Here is a 20,331-nt window from a genome sequence, read left to right on the forward strand (position 1 = left end):
GTTACCTCTTACTTGCGGAGACGCGGGTTGAAGACGCCTTCCATAGAAGTATTGATCAGGTAAAGTGCGAACACGGTCAAGGTAACGACCAGAGTTGCCGGCAGGAATGCGATCCAGATGGAGTCAGCAAGAGCGCCGTTATCCTTAGCCTGGTTCAGGATGATACCCAGAGAAGTGGTATCCACAGGGCCAAGGCCGATCATAGAAATGGAAGCTTCGGAAAGAATACCGGAACCCACCTGCATGATGAACACCATGAACACGTAGGAAAGCAGGTACGGGAGCACATGCTTGATCACGATGGTCAGGGTGCTAGCACCGTTGATACGGGCCAGGGAGATATGGTCACGGCTACGGAGAGAGGAAGCCTGTGCACGAACGGCACGAGCAGACCAGCTCCAAGCGGTAAGGCCAATCACCACGCCGATAAGAGTCAGAGAACGGCCATCCTTAAAGGCAGAGCTGATGAGCACGAGAATCACGAACTGCGGGATAACGATGAACAGGTTAGTGAACATGTTCAGGACTTCGTCAATCCAGCCGCCGCGGAAACCGCCAAACAGACCAATAAGAACACCGAGAGTAGTAGCAATGATACCGGCAAGGAAGCCCACATAGAGGGAGTTGCCGAGACCTTCGATCAACAGAGACACATAGTCACGACCCAGGTGGTCGGTGCCAAGCAGGTGAGCGGAGCTGGAACCGGCATAGGGGCCAGCCAGGATGTCACGGGCATGAGTGTCAACACTGTAGAGCAGCGGTCCGAAGACAGCGATCAACAGGGTGAGAACGAAGATAGAGATACCGACGACGAACATCGGAGACTTGAGAAGGTTTCTAAAGAGCTTTCCCATGATTACTTACCTCCCATCTGGAGACCGGCCTTAACACGCGGGTCGAAGACTGCGATCAGGACGTCAACAGCGAAGTTTGCAACGAGAACGCAGGTAGAGATCATCAAGGTGCAACCCTGGATGGTAGCGTAGTCCTGCTTGTTAATGGCGTCGAGCATAGCCATGCCGAGGCCCGGGTAAGAGAAGATCATTTCGGTAATGAGAGCACCGCCCACCATTGCACCGAGAGACTGGGCAAGACCAGTGAGCTGCGGGAGCATAGCGTTACGGAACACGTAGCTAATGATACGACCTTCGCGGAGGCCCAGCCACTTAGCATACTTCATGTAGTCGGTACCAAGTTCATAGATGGACATGGAACGCATACCGGTAGCCTGACCGGAAAGAAGGATGGGGAAGCAAGAGAAGAACGGCAGGATGTAGTACCAACCGACGCTCTTGAGGCAAGCCCAGGAGAAGGTGAATTCCTGAATATCCGGGCTCATGTTACCCACAGCCGGGAACCAGCCGAGAGTGATAGAGAAGAGAGCCACGAGAAGCATACCGAACACGAAGTACGGAACACCGTTCAGGAACATAGCAACCGGGAAAAACACCTTGTCGAAGATGCCGCGCTTGTAAGCAGCGAAAGCACCGAGAAGGTTACCGATGATCCAACCCAAGAGGATGGTGGGAGCCTGGATCAAGAGGGTCCACGGAAGAGCGTTCTTGATGATGGTGGTCACTTCAGTGTTGTTGGCATAGGACTTGCCAAGGTCACCCTTGAACACGTTGCCAATGTAAGCGAAGAACTGAGAAACAGCGGAGGAACGCTTGGGTTCGGTCTTCATAACGACTTCGTCAACCATGACGGTTTCCTGGTGTTCGGTCTGGTACTGTTCCATGACAGCCACCTTTTCGAACTGCGGGACCTTCTTCTTGGTCTTCTTGTCCTTGATCATGACCTGCTTGCCCTTGGCATCCAGGACCGGCTTTTCTTCGAATACGGGCTTACCTTCAGCGTCAACCTTCTGACGTTCAGCCATCTTCGGAGTGCCGTCTTCATTTACGTCCTTGACGGTAACGGTAACTTCAGCACCGTTTTCGTCCAGCTTGGCAACCTTCTTGGTGACCATCTGGCCGTTTTCGTCAACTTCCGGTTCGTAAACAGGATTGCCCTGTTCGTCCAGTTCGGCCATGCCGAAAGAAACCAGGAGTTCGGCCTTCTTCTTCTGAGCTTCAGTCGGAGAAAGACCCTTACCGGCCTGACCCATGATGATGTCGACCGGGTCGCTACCGCCCACGCGGGGCAAAGCGAAGTTCAATGCCACTGCAAAGACGAAGGTCAGGAGATACCAGAACCCCTTCTGCAGGACATAGCGTAGCATAGGATATTGTTTAAGCATTTGTATTCCTTTTAACCTTTATTTTGCAAGCTTCAAGTTCCAGAGAATCTTGGTACCGGATGCAACCCAGGGGAGCTGGGCAGGAGCATACGGATTAGCGGCGGTGGGCCAGTTGGTCCATACGCGGTCGCTGAATTCGTAGAACTGTTCCGGCAGGTATACCAGCGGGATGGACGGCTGATCTTCCATGAAGATCTTGTTCAGTTCGCGGTAAGCCTTTGCGATTTCAGTAGAATCAGTCATCAGCGGAATTGCAGACAAAAGTTGGTCGACTTCCGGACGGTATTCAGGAGAACCCGGCTTGTTGTAACGGCCGATGTTCACGCCAGCCCAACCACCGAGGTCGGTCCAGTCACGAGAAGACATGATTTCGTTGAAGCGGCTCCAGGGGAGAGACGGAGTCACGTCGGCAACCGGCTTGTGCATAACCAGGTCGAAGTTGCCAAGACCCATAGCCGGCCAGTACTGACCACCATCCACGAAGCCTTCACGAATATCGATACCAGCCTTACGCATACCGTCAACAGCGATAGTGACCATAGCTTCCCAGTCGGTCCAACCGGCAGGGGAAGTGATGGACAAAGTCGGCAGACGTTCGCCCTTGGCATTTTCCATATGATCCAGAGTACCATCGTCATTGAACACAGACTTGAAGCCAGCTTCGGAGAGCATCTGCTTCACAGCATTCAGACGTTCAGCATCGTCGGTAATAGAGAGGTTTGCACCATACTTGGGCAGGTCTTCGTCAACGATGTACTTACCTTCCAGGTCGGTGGGCATGATAAGGCCAGCCTTCAGGGTGGAAGTATAGTTGGAGACTGCGAACTGACGGAGAGCAGTGTAGTCAATAGCGGTTGCGAGAGCGCGACGGAAACGCTTGTCGTTCAACGGTTCCTTAGTGGTGTTGATGACGAGCATGGGCATTGCACCCGGACGGAAGTAAGGAGGTTCATCCCACCAAGTATGAACGCCGGCAGCAGCCTTACGGTTAATACGAGGAATGAAGCTCTGAGAAGCATCCAGGTTACCTTCGCGCATAGCGATGGTGTTATGTTCGTTGTTCTTGTAAATCGGGTGAACGATGTACTTAGGAGCAGGAAGCTGACCGTTATGGAGAGCGGCGTTGCCCCAGTAGTCGTCACGACGTTCAAGAATAATCTTGGTTTCGTTTGCAGAGCGGAGTGCATACGGACCGGACACCACGGGGTTCTGATCCATGGGCATCTTCTTCACTTCGTCCAGACCCTTTTCCTTGATCATGGGTTCGAAGATGTGAGCCGGAGCGATACGGGTAGCCTGCAGCAAGTCACGAACGGTAAGCGGGTTGTTACGAGCCTGCTTGTTCACAATGAAGGAAAGACGTTCGGCAACCACACCTTCAGGTCCGTTCTTCAAAGTATCAACGTGAATTGCAGAAATCTGTTCAGCAGAGTTGATGGAACCGCGGAGAAGCATGAAGGTCACGTCGGTGGAGGTCACCGGCTTGCCATCGCTCCACTTTGCAGCGGGGTTCAAGTCAACAACGATACTGTCATTATTGGAAAGTTCTTCGACCAGGTGGCCCAGAAGATCTTCGATCTGACCGTTCAGGGAGTTATAAGTGATGAGCGGTTCATACATCAGGTTGAAGCGTCCACCTACCGGCCAAGATGCAGCCCAACTTTCTGCCAGGGGGTTGAAAGAACCCGGAGCAGAAGTCTGCTGGCCAGACAAGTAAAGCGTTTCCTGACGAGGCAATGCACCGCTAGCCAGTCCGCCTTCCGAAGATGCGTCGCCGCAGCCGGAAAGAAGCGCACCAGTTGCCGTGAGCGCAAGCGCCGTCCTGGCAATTGATTTCATTCCAATCATTTGTGTCCTCTTTAAGTAAGCTAAAAAAGCTTGTGTGAAAAAAATTCTCACGTAATATAGTTTTTAAAGAAAAATCTGTTTCCGAGTCAACCCGAAAATGCGTTTGCAACAGCAACCATGGACAAAACAGCGAAATTTCGGGCCCTGCACGGCACTCAAAGTTTACGGAAGTTTACAAACAAGGACGTTTTGAGCGGTACCAAGGAATCAACCATCACACTTTCACCTATTCAAGGTATGCGGGACCTACCTGCGAACCCCCATTGTAAACAGGAAATTTCACAATCCACACCCCCCCAGGAGGAACCTCCCTCCTCACAAACCTGGTGAAACTCCCCCACCCCCGTGTAAGCCCATCCCCGCAAACAAGCAAAATCTTTTTTGGCGGATGTAAATATTTTATATATAAAATTTCAGATAAAAGAAAATCTTACTTTAAAAAAAAGAAAGCCCCGACTTTCATCGGGACTTCCTTTAAGCTTTTTGCTCTAGAGAAGAATTACTTCTTAGCAGCCTTCTTAGCGCAAGCCTTCTTGCAAGCAGCCTTAGGAGCAGCAGCCTTCACAGCCTTGCGAGGATCACCGGCGTAGACAGCAGCCTTGCCCAGTTCTTCTTCGATGCGGAGGAGGCGGTTGTACTTGCAGACGCGGTCGGTACGAGAGAGAGAACCGGTCTTGATCTGGCCAGCTGCAGTACCAACTGCGAGGTCAGCAATGAAGGTGTCTTCGGTTTCGCCGGAACGGTGAGAAACGATCGGAGCATAGCCTTCGTTCTGAGCGCGCTTGATAGCAGCGAGGGTTTCAGAAACGGAACCAACCTGGTTCACCTTGATGAGGATAGCGTTAGCGATGCCAGCCTTGATGCCTTCGTCGAAGATGGTCGGGTTGGTAACGAACAGGTCGTCACCCACGAGGTTGAGCTTGGAACCGAGCTTGTCGGTCATGACCTTCCAACCTGCCCAGTCAGCTTCATCCAGACCGTCTTCGATGGAGAAGATGGAATACTTGTCGATGAGCTTTTCATAGAGCTTGACCATGTCAGCAGACTTGAGGGTCTTCTTGGTGCTCTTCTTGAAGGTGTAGGTTTCGGGCTTGCCAGCCTTGGTGTTCTTGTCGCAGAATTCGGAAGAAGCAACGTCAAGAGCGATCTTGATGTCGGTGCCGAACTTGTAACCAGCATTGGTGGTTGCAGTCTTCAGAGCGTCGAGAGCCTTTTCGAGGGTCATAACGCCAGTGATTTCGTAACCGAACTTGTTCTTAGCCGGCTTGATGCTTACGCCAGGAGCGAAGCCACCTTCGTCACCAACGGTGGTGTCGAAGCCACCCTTCTTAAGGACAGCCTTAAGAGCGTGGAAGATTTCGGTCACCATCTGGAGACCCTTGGAGAAAGTCTTAGCGCCAACCGGAGCGATCATGAATTCCTGGAAGTCGATCGGAGCGGAAGAGTGAGCACCGCCGTTGATGACGTTGCACATCGGGCAGGGGAGAGTGAGCTTGGTGGTGCCGTGCATCTTAGCGATGTACTGGTACAGCGGCATCTTAGCGTCGTTAGCAGCAGCAACGCAAACAGCCATGGAAACGCCGAGGATAGCGTTTGCACCGAGCTTGTTCTTGAGCATGCGGTTGCCGTCGAGAGCGATCATAGCGTCATCGATTTCGACCTGCTTGGAAGGATCCATGCCGACGAGCTTCTTAGCGATCTTGGTGTTGACGTTCTTAACAGCGGTAAGGGTGCCCTTGCCGAGGTAAGTCTTCTTGTCACCGTCGCGGAGTTCGCAAGCTTCGCGTTCACCGGTGGAAGCACCACTCGGAACAGCGGCGTGACCGGTCACACCGTTTTCGAGGGTAACATCAACTTCGAGGGAGGGATTGCCGCGAGAGTCGAGGATCTGGCGGGCAACAACGGACTTAATTTTAGAAGCCATTTTATTTGACCTTTGGTTAGAGTGAAAAAATTTTCAACTATTCGTAATATAGAATAATTGTGGAAATGTTTGTGATAAAGAGTGAAAGAAATGAGGGTGAAAAAAGCACATAAAAAATTCACCTACTCGTACCACACATACCTAGAACCATCCAATGATTTCATTTTTTACTACGCACCAGGATCCGTTCTCTTTTCGTAGGTAAAATCTATCCATCGTAATAGAATAGCCCTCAACAAGAGCCAAGTCTCTATTTTCATTCACATATATTCCAGTCACCTTAAGTAGTCCCTCATTTCCATACATCGGAACGCCATTAGGAGTCAGGTCGCTAACAGGAATAATGTTGCCTAGAAACTTCTTTTTCAGGAGATCGCTTTCGTAACTCCAGGGAGACTCAAGCTCCATAAATACATCCAAAGCATACTTATCGGTCTCGGTCATCAAGAGTCTATTCAGATTCAAGGAATCCGCTACAACACACAGATTGCTCGCCACTGGACATTTTTCATAATGACAATCAATCTTTTTAACGTAAGCCTCTAATTCCTCAAAACCTCCAGCAGGAATTACTTTGTACACAACATCTACTTATTCTGCAAAGTACAAAGAGAATTGCGCGTTTCGGTCAGAACACCCACCTGGTTTATACAGAGCCAAGTAAATAGCCCTTAACTCGTCTGCAACGGGCCCCTGGGCAGCAGATGCAGCGCAGGTCAAATCAGAGCGCTGTTTCCATTTTTCAAAGAAAGGACGAGCAAGCAATTCCACGCTATCGTTAAAAGCCAGATCTTCATCTTCAGACAAGTTGAACCTGTAGAGTTCGTAGGCCTTATTCAGCAAGGCGTAGGTGGAGTCAGCATCCAGTCCATCCTTCGTCTGTTGGAACAAGGCTCGCTTGTGTAGGCGATCTTTCTCCACAGACTTTTCATGAGCCTCGTAGGCACGCCTTTCGGGCGACTTGCAGCATCCCGAAAAAAGCATGGATAACAGTAAAAATAGAATGGAGCTCGTTAAAATATCAGATACCAGCAACATGCGACACTTACCTTACGTGCTACTCTAGGATACTACAAAAGAAAAGGTTCCACTTTTCAGTGGAACCTTTTCTTCTAGGATATTCTTTACTATCGCAAGAATTAGAAACGGAAGTGAGCGAAAGCCTTGTTAGCTTCAGCCATCTTGTGAGTATCGTTCTTCTTACGAACAGCGTTACCTTCACCGTTCTTTGCAGCAACGAGTTCTGCAGAGAGACGCTGAGCCATGTTCGGTTCGGTGCGCTTGCGAGCTGCGTCGAGCAACCAGCGGAGAGCGAGAGCCTTGGCACGGTCCGGTGCGACTTCCATCGGAACCTGGTAGTTTGCACCACCGATACGGCGGGACTTAACTTCCAGCTTCGGCTTGATGTTGTCGAGGCACATTTCGAACTTTTCGAGAGCGGTTTCAGTACCTTCGATCTTCTTATCGAGAGTTTCGAGGGTGGTGTAAACGATCTGTTCAGCGATGGTCTTCTTGCCCTGCTTGAGAACAACACCAACGAGTTCGGTAACGAGAGTGGACTTGTAACGCGGATCCGGGAGGATGGAGCGATGGAGAGCCTTTCTTCTTCTAGACATAGTTTACCTCTTACTTCTTGGCCGGAGCGGCGCCTTTCTTCTTAACACCATACTTGGAGCGACCGTTCTGACGGCCGTTGACAGCCTGGGTATCCAGGGTGCCGCGGATGATGTGGTAACGAACACCCGGAACGTCCTTCACACGACCACCGCGGATGAGCACGATGGAGTGTTCCTGGAGGTTGTGGCCTTCACCGGGGATGTAAGCGGTAACTTCCATCTTGTTGGAAAGGCGTACACGAGCGATCTTACGAAGAGCGGAGTTCGGCTTCTTCGGGGTGCTGGTATAAACACGGGTGCAAACGCCGCGCTTCTGGGGGCAGGACTTCAAGGCCACGGAAGCGGTCTTGTTGCTGATCTGTTCACGTCCGTTACGGACGAGCTGTTGAATAGTAGGCACTTTATTAATCTCCTAGATTTTGGAGTGCAAATATAGTTCTTATTTCCAATTATTTCAAGTACTTAGGATTAATTCTCCGAATCTTCTTCGTCGGAAGAACCGATTTCGTTATCCAGCATCTGGATTCCGTTGTCAGTTTCGTCCTCAAAATCAATCTGAGTACTCATAGGCCGAGCCGCAACATCCAGCTGAGCATCGGCATCATGCACCTCGACGTTCCTGAGGTGGCGTGCGCCGGTACCGCACGGAATCAGACGACCCATAATCACGTTTTCCTTAAGACCCATGAGCGGGTCCACGCAACCTTCGATAGAAGCGCGGGTAAGGATCTTAGTGGTTTCCTGGAAGGAACAGGCAGAAATGAAGCTGTCTGTTGCCAAGGATGCCTTCGTGATACCAAGGAGCATCGGCGTGTAGGTCGCCTCAGTCTTACCAACAGCGACCAACTGGTCGTTGATGGAACGCAGACGGGCCTTGGAAATTTCTTCGCCCGGGAGCAACTCGGAGTCTCCAGAATCCTTGATCTTGACCTTACGCATCATCTGACGAACGATACATTCGATGTGCTTATCTGCGATAGCCACACCCTGCAGACGGTAAACCGCCTGGATTTCGTTCACCAAGTGACGCTGGACTTCTTCAGGTCCAAGGACATCAAGAATATCATGGGGATCTACGCTACCATCGCTGATCTTCTGACCAGCACGGACACGGTCACCTTCATTAACCGCCAGATGGACACCACGAGGAACCAGCACCTTCACTTCCTGGTCATCCATCTTAATAATCACAACCTGATTGTTGCGGACTTCTTCACCGTAGCTCACCAGACCGTCAATCGGAGCGATGAATGCCTTGGACTTCGGCACGCGGGCTTCGAAGAGTTCTGCCACGCGGGGAAGACCACCGGTAATGTCGCGGGTCTTACCTGCGGCACGGGGAAGCTTAGCAACAGTCTGACCGACGCTAACCTTGTCACCTGCACGGACGGTAAGAATAGCGCCGTCAGGGAGCATGTAGTTACCAATCTTAGTGTTGGAAGAATCAACAATGGTAACTGCCGGGTGGAGGTCCTTCTTACCGTGCTGCTTATCGCTAATCACGGTCCAGGTTTCAACACCGGTAACTTCGTCGGTTTCGGCACGGTATGTACGGTTTTCTACCATATCCGTGAGAACAACCTTACCAGCAACATTACTGATAATGGGGCTGTTATACGGATCCCATTCGAACATGGACTGACCCTTAGTAACGGTAGCGCCATTTTCGACCTTCAGGATAGAACCGTAAGGAATCTGGTAACGACCCTTATTAATACCGGTCTTATCAAAGATAACGAGTTCAGCCATACGGCTGGTAACGATCTTCTGGCCTTCGTTTTCAACGGTTTCCACCATATCCAGTTCGACGTGACCGTCAACCAGAGCCTTCTTGTCGCTTTCGACAGTCAGACGGGAGGCTGCACCACCCACGTGGAAGGTACGGAGGGTAAGCTGAGTACCCGGTTCACCGATGGACTGTGCTGCGAGCACACCCACGGCTTCGCCCAGGTCAACAGGGCGACCAGAAGCAAGCATACGGCCATAGCACTTGGAGCAGATACCGGTGCGAGAATCGCAGGTCAGCACGGAACGCATCTTGATGTGTTCCAGACCGGTAGCGGTAATCTTAGCCAGGTCACGTTCGGTGACCAGTTCGCCAGCCTTGACGATGACTTCGCCAGTCACCGGATGCTTGATGTCATCCACGGGTGCACGACCCAGGAGACGTTCTTCAAGAGCGATGATAGTATCGTCACCGTCCTTGAATGCAGAAACTTCGATACCGTTGGTAGTACCGCAATCTTCTTCGGTAACCACCAGGTCCTGTCCTACGTCAACCAGACGGCGGGTCAAGTAACCAGCGTCAGCGGTCTTCATAGCGGTATCAGCCAAACCCTTACGAGCACCGTGAGAGGAAATGAAGTATTCCATCACGTTCAGGCCTTCACGGAAGCAGGACTTAATCGGGTTTTCAATAACTTCACGACCATCCAGAGACTTGGTCGGCTTCTGCATAAGACCACGCATACCGGACAGCTGCTTAATCTGTTCACGGCTACCACGAGCGCCGGAATCAGCCATCATGTAAACGGGGTTGAAGCCATCGCGGTCACCGGAAAGGAGTTCCCACTGCTTGGCAGCAACGTCAGAAGTAGTCTTGGACCAAACGTCAACGGTCTGGTTGTAACGTTCACCGTCGGTAATCACACCGTCTTCGTACAGACCACGAATCTTGGAGATTGCGTCAGCGGCCTTGTCCAGCATTTCCTGCTTTTCCTTGGGGATCACCATTTCGGCGATAGCCACAGAGGAACCGGCGCGAGTTGCCCACTTATAACCGTTGGCCTTCAGATCATCCAGGTAGTCAACCGTTACGCGGTTGCCGGTACGACGGTACAGGTCATCGATGGACTTGGCGATAACCTTCTTACCGAAGGTTTCGTTTGCGTAGCCCAGGGCGTTGGGAACGAATTCGTTGAAGATGATTCGACCGACAGTGGTCTTAATAACGTTTTCTTCCTTGAGGGTAAGGAACTTCACCTTGTCGCCAGCCTTGACATTGACTTCAACATTGCCAAAGTCATCAGCTTCTTCGCGGAGGCAGACGCAATCCTTTTCCACAGCGCCGATGTAGATCTTGCGACCTGCAGGGAGCTTCAGGTATACGTAGGCGTTCAGGTCGACGCAGCCGTTTTCGTAGGCGCGGATGGCTTCAGCCGGATCGTAGAAGTGCATGCCTTCGCCCTTGCGACCCGGACGGGGCTTGGTCAGGTAGTACAGACCCAGCACGATGTCCTGGCCCGGCACAGCAATCGGCTGACCGGAAGCGGGGTGAAGAATGTTGTTGGAAGACAGCATGATGACGCGGCATTCCAACTGGGTTTCGAAAGACAGCGGAAGGTGGCAAGCCATCTGGTCACCGTCGAAGTCTGCGTTAAATGCAGTACAGACGAGGGGGTGGAGGCGAATTGCATTACCTTCAATGAGTTTCGGGTAGAAGGCCTGGATACCGAGACGGTGCAGAGTAGGAGCACGGTTCAGCATCACCGGATGGTCTTCGATAATCTGTTCGAGAATGTCCCAAACTTCAGGACGTTCTGCGTCCACATACTTCTTGGCAGACTTGAGGGTATATACGATACCTTCTTCTTCCAAGCGCTGGATGATGAACGGCTTGTAAAGTTCCAAAGCCATGCGCTTCGGGAGACCGCACTGGTGCATGCGAAGTTCCGGGCCAACCACAATAACAGAACGGCCGGAGTAGTCAACACGCTTACCGAGGAGGTTCATACGGAAGCGACCCTGCTTACCCTTCAGGAGTTCAGCGAGGCTCTTCATGGGACGTGCGGAACCGGCACGGGCCGTGCGACGGCCACTGTCGAACAGCTGGTCAACAGCTTCCTGCAACATACGCTTTTCGTTGCAGAGAATGACGTTCGGGGCACGGATATCAATCAGCTTCTTCAAGCGATTGTTACGGTTGATCACGCGACGATAGAGTTCGTTCAAGTCGGAAGTTGCGAAACGGCCACCTTCCAGGGGAACGAGAGGACGCAGATCGGGCGGAATAACCGGAAGTACGTCAAGAATCATCCAGGACGGCTGGTTTGCGAGCAAACGAGCTTCGTTAGGATACTTGACACGGAATTCTTCGTAAGCGTCTGCCACGATGAAGTTTTCGTGGGAAGCTTCGTAGGAAGCCTTGAATTCTGCAACGGCTTCGGCGAGGCCACGGAGCCAGGGCTGCTGAGCGTCCTGCTTCATTGCCTTTTCCGGATTTTCGTAGTAGTCGCGGAAGCTTTCGCGCTGAGACTTCAGGAAGGCGTCCACAACCTTGAGGCGCTTGAGAGCGTCATCCTGCTTGGTCTTGGACTTGGACTGAGCCTGCACGCGGAGGTCAGCAGAAAGTGCAGCCAGATCAACGCGGTCGAGGAGCTGCTTAATAGCGGAAGCACCCATCTTGGCGTCGAACTGACGACCTTCGTTGGAAAGGTCCTGATACTGAGCTTCGTCAATGAGAGTGTTGGGTTCCAGATCGGTGGTACCCGGATCGATCACTACATACTTTTCGTAGTAGATGATGTTGTCCAGATCCTTGGTGGAAAGGTTCAGGAGAGCACCGATAACACAGGGCTGGTTACGGACGAACCAGGTGTGAGTCAGAGGAATGGCCAATTCGATATGGCCCATGTACTTACGGCGTACGTTGGAGTGAGTCACTTCAACACCGCAACGGTCGCAAACCACACCCTTATAACGGATGCGCTTGAACTTACCGCAGTTACATTCCCAGTTCTTAACAGGTCCGAAGATCTTTTCGCAGAAAAGACCATCCTTTTCGGGCTTGAAAGAGCGGTAGTTGATGGTTTCCGGCTTGGTCACTTCACCATGGGACCAGCTGCGGATCATTTCCGGAGCGGCGAGGTGAATCGAAATATCGCCAGAATTGTCGCGTTCAATTTCTTCGACCATTTTACTTATCTCCATTGGTCTGAATATTGAGACCCAAAGAACGAACTTCGCGGATCATAACGTTAAAGGATTCAGGTACACCCGGCTTCGGAGTGTTCTGGCCATGGACGATGGCATCATAGACCTTGGAACGGCCCTGGACATCGTCAGACTTGACGGTGAGGAGTTCCTGCAAGGTGTATGCGGCACCGTATGCTTCCATTGCCCACACTTCCATTTCACCGAAGCGCTGACCACCGAACTGGCTCTTACCGCCAAGAGGCTGCTGAGTAACCAGTGCGTAGGAACCGATAGAACGAGCATGAATCTTGTCGTCTACCAAGTGGCCCAGCTTCAGGTAGTACATGTAACCGATAGTCACGGGGTTCAGGAAGGCTTCGCCAGTCTTACCGTCGTAAAGCTTTGCCTTACCGATAATCTTGCCGTTGTCCGGATCCATTTCGTAGTTAACGATGGGGTTCTTTTCGTAGGCCTTCTTCAGTTCTTCACAAATGTCTTCGAACTTGGCACCGTCGAACACGGGGGTGGTCACCTTGAAGCCGAGAGTCTTTGCTGCCCAGCCCAAGTGCACTTCAAGCACCTGACCGATGTTCATACGAGAAGGCACGCCCAGCGGGTTCAGAAGGATCTGAAGCGGACGACCGTCTTCGGTGAACGGCATGTCTTCGACCGGAACGATCTTGGACACAACACCCTTGTTACCATGGCGACCTGCCATCTTGTCACCGATGGAGAGGCAACGCTTCTTGGCGATGTAAACCTTGACGGACTTGAGAACGCCCGGCTTCAGTTCGTCGCCCTTAGTCACCTTGTCAATTTCCTTTTCCATGGTGCGGGTAAGGGTATCCAGATTGTCGCGTGCAACGAGGACGAGAGTCAGGACCTGTTCCTGGAGTTCGTCATCGCCCACCACGAAGGTAGAGGCCGGAGAAACCTTGGTCACGTCGATAGCGGCCAGGTTCTGTTCGGTATAGGTCTGACCTTCGCGAATCAGGAGTTCATGTGTTTCATTGTCCATCACCTTGCCGGCAGCCTTACCGCCGAGAAGTTCGAACAAGTGTTCGGAGCAAGCAACCTTGATCTTGTCGATCTGAGTCTGGAAGTTGCTACGGATTTCGTTAATGGTTTCCTGATCCTTTTCCTTGCTGTTCTTGTCAGCCTTGTCCTTCTTGCTGAAGACGCGGGTTTCAAGAACGATACCCTTCATTCCCGGAGGAGCCTTCAGAGAAGAATCGCGGACGTCGCCAGCCTTTTCACCGAAGATGGCGCGGAGGAGACGTTCTTCCGGAGAGAGTTCGGTTTCGCCCTTCGGGGTAACCTTACCGACGAGGATGTCGTCTGCGGTGACTTCAGCACCGACACGGACAACACCGTTTTCGTCCAGGTTGCGGAGAGCTTCTTCACCGACGTTAGGAATTTCACGGGTCAGTTCTTCAGGACCACGCTTGGTTTCACGAACTTCCATTTCGTATTCTTCGATATGGATAGAAGTGAAGGTGTCCTTAATAGCCAATTCTTCGGAAATGATAACTGCGTCTTCGTAGTTATAACCATTCCACGGCAAGAAGCCGATGAGAATGTTCTTACCGAGAGCCAGTTCACCGTGGTCGGTGGACACGCCGTCAGCCAGCACGTCGCCAGCCTTGACGAAGTCACCAACGTTGACGATGGGCTTCTGGTTAATGCAGGAATCCTGGTTGGAACGTTCGAACTTACGGAGAACGTATTCGTCGATAGGATCCTTGCCGAGGAATTCATAGTCTTCGCCGAGACCGGTCAGCGGAACGAAGGAACCGTCAACCATGTTACCGCGCTGAACAGTGACGTTGCGTGCGTCAACGAAGGTAACCATACCGTCGTGCTTTGCACGGACAACGGTACCCGAGTCGAGAGCGGCGCGACGTTCCAGGCCGGTGCCCACAACGGGAGCTTCTGCACGGAGCAGAGGCACAGCCTGACGCTGCATGTTAGAGCCCATCAAGGCACGGTTAGCATCGTCATGTTCGAGGAACGGAATAAGACCTGCAGCCACAGACACGATCTGCATCGGGGCCACGTCCATGAGGTCGATACGTTCGGTTTCGTTGTCTTCGGGTTCGAAGGAATCCTGACGCATAACGTGGACATATTCGCTCTTGTCGCGGACGATGACGTAGCCGTCCATGTCGCCCTTGAAGCGGTTGTCTTCGTCAAGTTCGGTAGAAGCCGGAGCAACCTTGAAGGCGTCTTCTTCATCTGCAGTGAGGCAGGTGATGTAGCTAGAAACGATCTGTTCGACAACGTCGCCAGCCTGTTCGTAGTCGGGAGTGCCTTCGAAGTTTTCAACGGTGAAACCGTTGCGGTAGTAAGTAACCTGACCTTCGGTGTCCTTGAAAGCGAATACCTTGTTCACAAAACCATCGAACAGGTCACGCTGGGTGTTGTCCAGGTTCATACGAACAAAGTCTGCCTGCTTCTTGGAAAGTTCGAGTTCCAGGAACAGGTGCGGATCGTGTACGAAAGCCTTGAAGATACCGAAGTGCCACTTGGCTTCCGGAACCTTTACAATGTTGCCCTTGGCATCCTTGAAGTCAACGAGGCCCACGATACGGTACGGGGTTTCGATGAAGCCGAAGTGGTTAACTACGGCGAAGGATGCGAGAGAGTTGATAAGACCGATGTTCGGACCTTCCGGAGTTTCGATCGGGCAGAGACGGCCGTAGTGAGTGTAGTGCACGTCACGGACTTCGAAGCCTGCGCGTTCGCGGGAAAGACCACCGGGGCCGAGAGCGGACAGACGACGCTTATGAGTAAGTTCAGAAAGCGGGTTCATCTGGTCCATGAACTGGGACAGCTGGCTGGAGCCGAAGAAGGCCTGCACAACAGTAGACACCATGCGGGTGTTCACCAGTTCGCGAGGAGTGGTCTGTTCGTCTTCGCCGTGGAGAGTGAGGTTTTCACGGATCACACGGGACATGCGGGACAGGCCCACAGAAATCTGGTTAGCAAGAAGTTCGCCAACGGAACGGGTACGACGGTTGCCCAAGTGGTCGATATCGTCGAGAGCGTAACCTTCGGTGCCGTTGTAGAGACCAACCATGTAGACGATGATGGCGAGGAAGTCTGCCTTGCTCATGGTCATGGTGGTGAGGGACGGGATCTTGAATTCCGGGCCCTGTTCTGCGAGCACGCTGCGAATTTCAGCCTTGCTGTAAATCTTGGAGTTCAGGCGGTAACGACCGACTTCACCAAGGTCATACTTATGAGGATCGGAAATGAACTGGCTGTCGAAGTAGATTTCGGCAGTGCGCATATCCGGAGCTTCATCCTGCTGCTGGTGGGTCACGGAGTAGATAGCCTTGAGAGCATCTTCGCGAGACTTGGTCTTGTCTGCAGCCAGGGTGTAGTGGATGAGGAGGTTGTCTTCTTCCTTGGAGAGGAGGACGATCTTCTCGACGCGGTTTTCGATGAGGCGGCTCAGCTTCTTGTCGTCGATAACAGTGTTTGCTTCGAGGATGATTTCGCCGGTAGCTTCGTCGATGACGTCTTCAAATACAATGCGGTCGATGAGAGCGCAGACACCGTTTTCGTCGTACTGTTCAGCCATTTCTGCAACAACGACTTCGTCGGTCTTCTTGTAGAAGAGCTTCAGGATGTCCTGCGTGGTTTCGAAACCGATGCAACGAAGCATGGCGGTTGCAGCCAACTTCTTCTTGCGGTCGATAATGAGGTAAAGGATGTCACCTTCGGTGTTGAATTCAACCCAGGCGCCGCGGTGCGGGATAATACGGCTCTTGTAGTCGTCACGACCGGAAATCTGCATTTCCTTGTCGAAGCTGACACCGTAGGAACGATGCAACTGAGAAACGACAACGCGTTCAGCGCCATTGACGATGAACGTACCGTTTGCGGTCATGATCGGGAGGTCGCAAACCAGAACGTCATTCTTGACTTCTTCCTTGAGCTTGCGGTCTTCGCCGTCTTCTTCAAAAATCTGCAAAGACAGAGTGGCGAACATTTCCATGGAATAGGTAAGTCCACGTTCGCGGCACTCGGGGATGCTGTATTTCGGGATACCGAAATAGTAACCTTCGTAATTAAGGGAATAGAGACCCTTGACGTCAGTAATTGGGAAAATGTCCTGGAACACGCGTTCCAAGCCAACCTTGAGACGTTTTTCTTGCGGAATATCCTTCTGGAGGAATTGCTCGTACGAAGCCTTCTGGACTTCAATCAGGTACGGGAGTTCCAACTGGAATTTGTTGGAGGAGTATGACTTTCTCTCCGTGGTCATTTGAAATACCTCATCCGGTAAAGAGCTAAATGTTGGCACCAAAGGTAGAAAAATATTAAGAATGACTATCTTCTTGACCTTGTTGCCATGGGCTTTTTTCGGTAGAAAAAGCAGAAAATCTTAATACACCAAAAGCCCGCACGAAAGTGCAGGCGATTGGCGTATAAAAGATTCAGTGAAGTGAAAGCATTACTTCAGAGCGACCTTTGCTCCGAGATCTTCCAGTTCCTTCTTGAGCTTTTCAGCGTCAGCCTTCGGCATAGCTTCCTTAACGACGCTGTTGGCCTTTTCGACGAGGTCCTTAGCTTCCTTAAGGCCGAGACCGGTGATAGCGCGGACAGCCTTGAGGACGTCCATCTTCTTAGCACCGCATTCGACGAGGATGACGTCGAATTCAGTCTTTGCTTCTTCAGCAGGAGCAGCTGCAGCTGCCATAACTACGGCGCCACCAGCAGCGGCTTCAATGCCGTGGGTTTCCTTGAGGTAGTCAGCCAAAGCCTTGGCTTCGAGAAGGGTAAGACCAACGATTTGATCGCCCAATGCCTTGATATCAGTTGCCATGATGTGTTTCTCCGATTATTCCGTTTAAATTTTTTGGTTTGTGGTTTGTTGTTAAGCTTCCGGTGCGGCTTCAGCTTCTGCTGCAGGTGCTGCTTCGGAGCCCGATGCTTCTTCCAGCTTTTCCTGGAGGGTCTTGATCTGACCAGCGATAGTGGAACCAGGTCCGAGAGCGATGGAGACGATCATTGCGATCATACCCTTGCGATCCGGAATCTTAGCGAGGTTCACGACTTCGGTGCCAGGCATCGGCTTACCATCGAGGTAAATGCTCTTGGCGATCAAGAAATCGGGGTTAGCTTTGTGGAATGCTTCAATTTCGCGAGCCGGCAGAAGAGGATCTTCTTCAAAACCAACCATGACGGAAGTTGCGCCAGTCAGCTGGTCTTCGAGACCTTCTACACCGAGAGCAGCGAGCACGCGCTTGAGAAGAGTATTCTTCACAGCCTTGTACTGCACGCCCTTAGCGCTGAGGGACTTGCGAAGGGCATTGTCCTTTTCAACGGTCAAGCCTTGATAGTTGAGCAGGTAGACAGCGGTAGCACCCTTGAAGGATTCTACGAGAGCGTCCACAGTCTGTTGTTTTTTAACTACAGCTTTCATGGTATCTCCTAGCGTGTCAGTGCCATATCAAGTTTAATGCCCGGAGCCATAGTTGCGGACAACGTAAGGCTCTTAATATAGGTGCCCTTAGAAGATTGCGGCTTAGCCTTGACAACAGAGTCGATAACAGCCTTGGTATTTTCAACCAGCTGATCGAGGCTGAAGGAGAGCTTGCCAACGGGGGCGTGAACGTTTGCACCCTTGTCGACGCGGTATACAATCTTACCGGCCTTCAGTTCCTTGACGGTCTGTGCAACGTTAACGGTCACAGTACCAGCCTTGGGGGACGGCATCATACCACGGGGGCCAAGAACGCGAGCCACCTTACTAATCACCGGCATCATGTCGGGAGTAGCAACGACGGCGTCAAAGTCCAGCCAGCCTTCCTGAATCTTCTGAACCAAGTCGGCACCACCAGCGTAGTCAGCGCCAGCGTTCTGTGCAACTTCAATGTTATTGTCCTTGCAGAAAACGAGAACGCGAACCTGACGACCGGTACCATGCGGAAGCACGACAGTGCCACGAACCACTTGGTCGGAATGTTTTGGGTCCACACCGAGATTGAAGTGGATTTCGACAGTCTGGTCGAACTTCAATTCGGACTTTTTAAGGATTTCGATTGCTTCATTCAGACCGTAAGCTTTGTTACGTTCGATGGATTCAGCAATCTTTTTGTATTTTTTTCCTCTGAACATGAAATTTTCCTGTCAGATACGTAACGGTGAATTACCTGCCTCAGTCAACCACTTCAACACCCATGGAGCGGGCAGTACCAGCAACCATGCGCATAGCGGCTTCGAGGTCGATTGTGTTTAGATCCGGCATCTTCTTTTGGGCGATTTCCTGGATCTGGGCCTTGGTGATCTTGCCAACTTTCTTACGGTTGGGTTCGCCAGAGCCACTTTCAATGCCGACAGCCTTCTTGATGAGGGCCGGAACCGGCGAAACCTTCGTGATGAAGGTAAAGCTCTTATCAGCGTAGACGGTAATAACCACGGGAATGATCATTCCCTTGGCATCCTGAGTCTTAGCGTTGAACTGCTTACAGAACTCCATAATGTTCACACCCTTCTGACCAAGGGCGGGACCTACCGGAGGAGCCGGATTAGCTGCACCACCGGGAATCTGGAGCTTAATATAACCTGTGATTTTCTTTGCCACTGTATTATCTCCGTTTCAAAAACCGTACGTTATGCGTTGTCGGATTCAACCTGGTTAAAGGCGAGTTCAACAGGTGTAGAACGACCGAACACAGTTACCATGACCTTGATCTTGGCATCCATGATTTCGTCTACGACGCCCACAAAGTCCTTGAAGGGACCTTCCTTGATGCGGACATTTTCGCCAATCTTATACGGAATTTGGATCACGTCTCCGGAATCACTAGGATCAACTCCCAGAAGACGATCGACCTCGCTCTGTGCTAAAGGAATGGCCACGCGCTTAGTCGGGGTCATTCCCAAGAAATGGGTGACGCCATTAATGTTCATCACCAAATGCTGGGTGAGCTCGTCCAGCACCATTTCAATAATAACGTAAGTCGGCATCATGTTCTGGACAGAAACGTGACGACGACCGCGAACTGTAGAAGCCACTTCGCGAGTCGGTACGATAATCTGACCGAACTTTTCTTGAACGCCTTCGCGTTCAATCATCTGCTCGATACGTTTCTTAATGTTGTTTTCTTGACCGGAAAAGGTGTGAATGGCATACCAACGCATCATAATTAACCTCTTCCCATAATCTTGTCAACGATCCAAGAGAGACCTACGTCTAACCCAGCAATATATACACCCATAACGACGCTGAAAAGCATCACCACCATGGTAGAACCTTTAAGTTCTTCCCAAGTGGGCCAAGTAACTTGCTTCAATTCTTGGATGGATTCTTTGATATATTGCTGAATCTTACGCATAATGACTCCAGGAAGTGAGCAGGTCGGGAGGGACTCGAACCCCCAACCAACGGTTTTGGAGACCGTGACTCTACCAATTGAGCTACCGACCTATTCGGACTTCCTTACTTGGTTTCCTTGTGAACGGTATGCTTGCGGCAGAACGGGCAGTACTTCTTGTATTCTACGCGAGAAGGATGAAGACGCTTATTCTTGTCGCAGTCATAATTGCGCTGATTGCATTCGGTGCATTCGAGCGTGATGAGTTCTCTAGGCATTATATATTATCCGATTACTTGATGATTTCGGTTACAGAACCAGCACCAACGGTACGGCCACCTTCACGGATAGCAAAGCGGAGCTGCTTTTCCATTGCGACGGGAGCGATCAGAGTGGTGTGGATAGTGACGGTGTCACCCGGGGTCACCATTTCGACACCTTCCGGCAGCTGGATGGTACCAG

17 protein-coding genes, 1 tRNA gene and 1 pseudogene are annotated in these 20,331 nt (G+C 51.5%); all 19 read right to left on the reverse strand.

What is annotated here, in order from left to right; translation table 11 throughout:
- Nucleotides 1-8 precede the first annotated feature (8 nt).
- Nucleotides 9-854, reverse strand: a complete 846-nt coding sequence (locus tag B7992_RS12235; protein WP_073161446.1) for an ABC transporter permease — start codon at nt 852-854, stop codon at nt 9-11.
- Between the two features lie 2 nt (nt 855-856).
- Complete coding sequence (locus B7992_RS12240; RefSeq protein WP_088666407.1) at nt 857-2,239, reverse strand: ABC transporter permease subunit; 1,383 nt, start codon at nt 2,237-2,239, stop codon at nt 857-859.
- Nucleotides 2,240-2,257: 18 nt separating this feature from the next.
- A complete protein-coding gene (locus B7992_RS12245) occupies nt 2,258-4,087 on the reverse strand; it encodes an ABC transporter substrate-binding protein (protein WP_073238423.1) in 1,830 nt (609 codons plus the stop codon).
- Between the two features lie 499 nt (nt 4,088-4,586).
- Nucleotides 4,587-6,011 (reverse strand): phosphopyruvate hydratase, encoded by a 1,425-nt coding sequence (eno, locus tag B7992_RS12250; RefSeq protein ID WP_073238426.1) that lies wholly within the window; start codon nt 6,009-6,011, stop codon nt 4,587-4,589.
- 141 nt (nt 6,012-6,152) lie between these two features.
- Nucleotides 6,153-6,593, reverse strand: coding sequence for a hypothetical protein (locus B7992_RS12255; RefSeq protein ID WP_088666408.1), 441 nt, complete (start codon nt 6,591-6,593; stop codon nt 6,153-6,155).
- Between the two features lie 9 nt (nt 6,594-6,602).
- Nucleotides 6,603-6,995, reverse strand: coding sequence for a hypothetical protein (locus B7992_RS12260; protein WP_088666409.1), 393 nt, complete (start codon nt 6,993-6,995; stop codon nt 6,603-6,605).
- A gap of 155 nt (nt 6,996-7,150) precedes the next feature.
- A complete protein-coding gene (rpsG, locus tag B7992_RS12265; protein ID WP_073161452.1) occupies nt 7,151-7,627 on the reverse strand; it encodes a 30S ribosomal protein S7 in 477 nt (158 codons plus the stop codon).
- A gap of 10 nt (nt 7,628-7,637) precedes the next feature.
- On the reverse strand, nt 7,638-8,027 hold the full coding sequence (gene rpsL, locus B7992_RS12270; protein ID WP_072980597.1) for a 30S ribosomal protein S12: 390 nt from the start codon (nt 8,025-8,027) through the stop codon (nt 7,638-7,640).
- A 68-nt stretch (nt 8,028-8,095) separates the two neighbouring features.
- A complete protein-coding gene (gene rpoC / locus B7992_RS12275; protein ID WP_073161453.1) occupies nt 8,096-12,541 on the reverse strand; it encodes a DNA-directed RNA polymerase subunit beta' in 4,446 nt (1,481 codons plus the stop codon).
- Nucleotide 12,542: 1 nt separating this feature from the next.
- Entirely contained in the window at nt 12,543-16,814 is a 4,272-nt protein-coding gene (rpoB, locus tag B7992_RS12280) for a DNA-directed RNA polymerase subunit beta (protein ID WP_073161454.1), read from the reverse strand.
- A 189-nt stretch (nt 16,815-17,003) separates the two neighbouring features.
- Nucleotides 17,004-17,375, reverse strand: coding sequence for a 50S ribosomal protein L7/L12 (rplL, locus tag B7992_RS12285; protein WP_073161455.1), 372 nt, complete (start codon nt 17,373-17,375; stop codon nt 17,004-17,006).
- Nucleotides 17,376-17,426: 51 nt separating this feature from the next.
- Nucleotides 17,427-17,975, reverse strand: coding sequence for a 50S ribosomal protein L10 (gene rplJ, locus B7992_RS12290; RefSeq protein WP_073161456.1), 549 nt, complete (start codon nt 17,973-17,975; stop codon nt 17,427-17,429).
- A gap of 8 nt (nt 17,976-17,983) precedes the next feature.
- A complete protein-coding gene (rplA, locus tag B7992_RS12295) occupies nt 17,984-18,670 on the reverse strand; it encodes a 50S ribosomal protein L1 (protein WP_073161457.1) in 687 nt (228 codons plus the stop codon).
- A 40-nt stretch (nt 18,671-18,710) separates the two neighbouring features.
- On the reverse strand, nt 18,711-19,136 hold the full coding sequence (rplK, locus tag B7992_RS12300) for a 50S ribosomal protein L11 (protein WP_073161458.1): 426 nt from the start codon (nt 19,134-19,136) through the stop codon (nt 18,711-18,713).
- 29 nt (nt 19,137-19,165) lie between these two features.
- On the reverse strand, nt 19,166-19,699 hold the full coding sequence (nusG, locus tag B7992_RS12305; RefSeq protein WP_249269456.1) for a transcription termination/antitermination protein NusG: 534 nt from the start codon (nt 19,697-19,699) through the stop codon (nt 19,166-19,168).
- 2 nt (nt 19,700-19,701) lie between these two features.
- Entirely contained in the window at nt 19,702-19,890 is a 189-nt protein-coding gene (secE, locus tag B7992_RS12310; protein WP_073161460.1) for a preprotein translocase subunit SecE, read from the reverse strand.
- Between the two features lie 19 nt (nt 19,891-19,909).
- Nucleotides 19,910-19,982 (reverse strand) — tRNA-Trp (locus B7992_RS12315).
- A 12-nt stretch (nt 19,983-19,994) separates the two neighbouring features.
- A complete protein-coding gene (gene rpmG / locus B7992_RS12320) occupies nt 19,995-20,147 on the reverse strand; it encodes a 50S ribosomal protein L33 (protein WP_072801172.1) in 153 nt (50 codons plus the stop codon).
- Nucleotides 20,148-20,161: 14 nt separating this feature from the next.
- Nucleotides 20,162-20,331 (reverse strand): annotated as a pseudogene (tuf, locus tag B7992_RS12325) (elongation factor Tu); the annotation flags it as partial.

Source organism: Fibrobacter sp. UWH1 (assembly GCF_002210365.1).
GTDB lineage: Bacteria > Fibrobacterota > Fibrobacteria > Fibrobacterales > Fibrobacteraceae > Fibrobacter.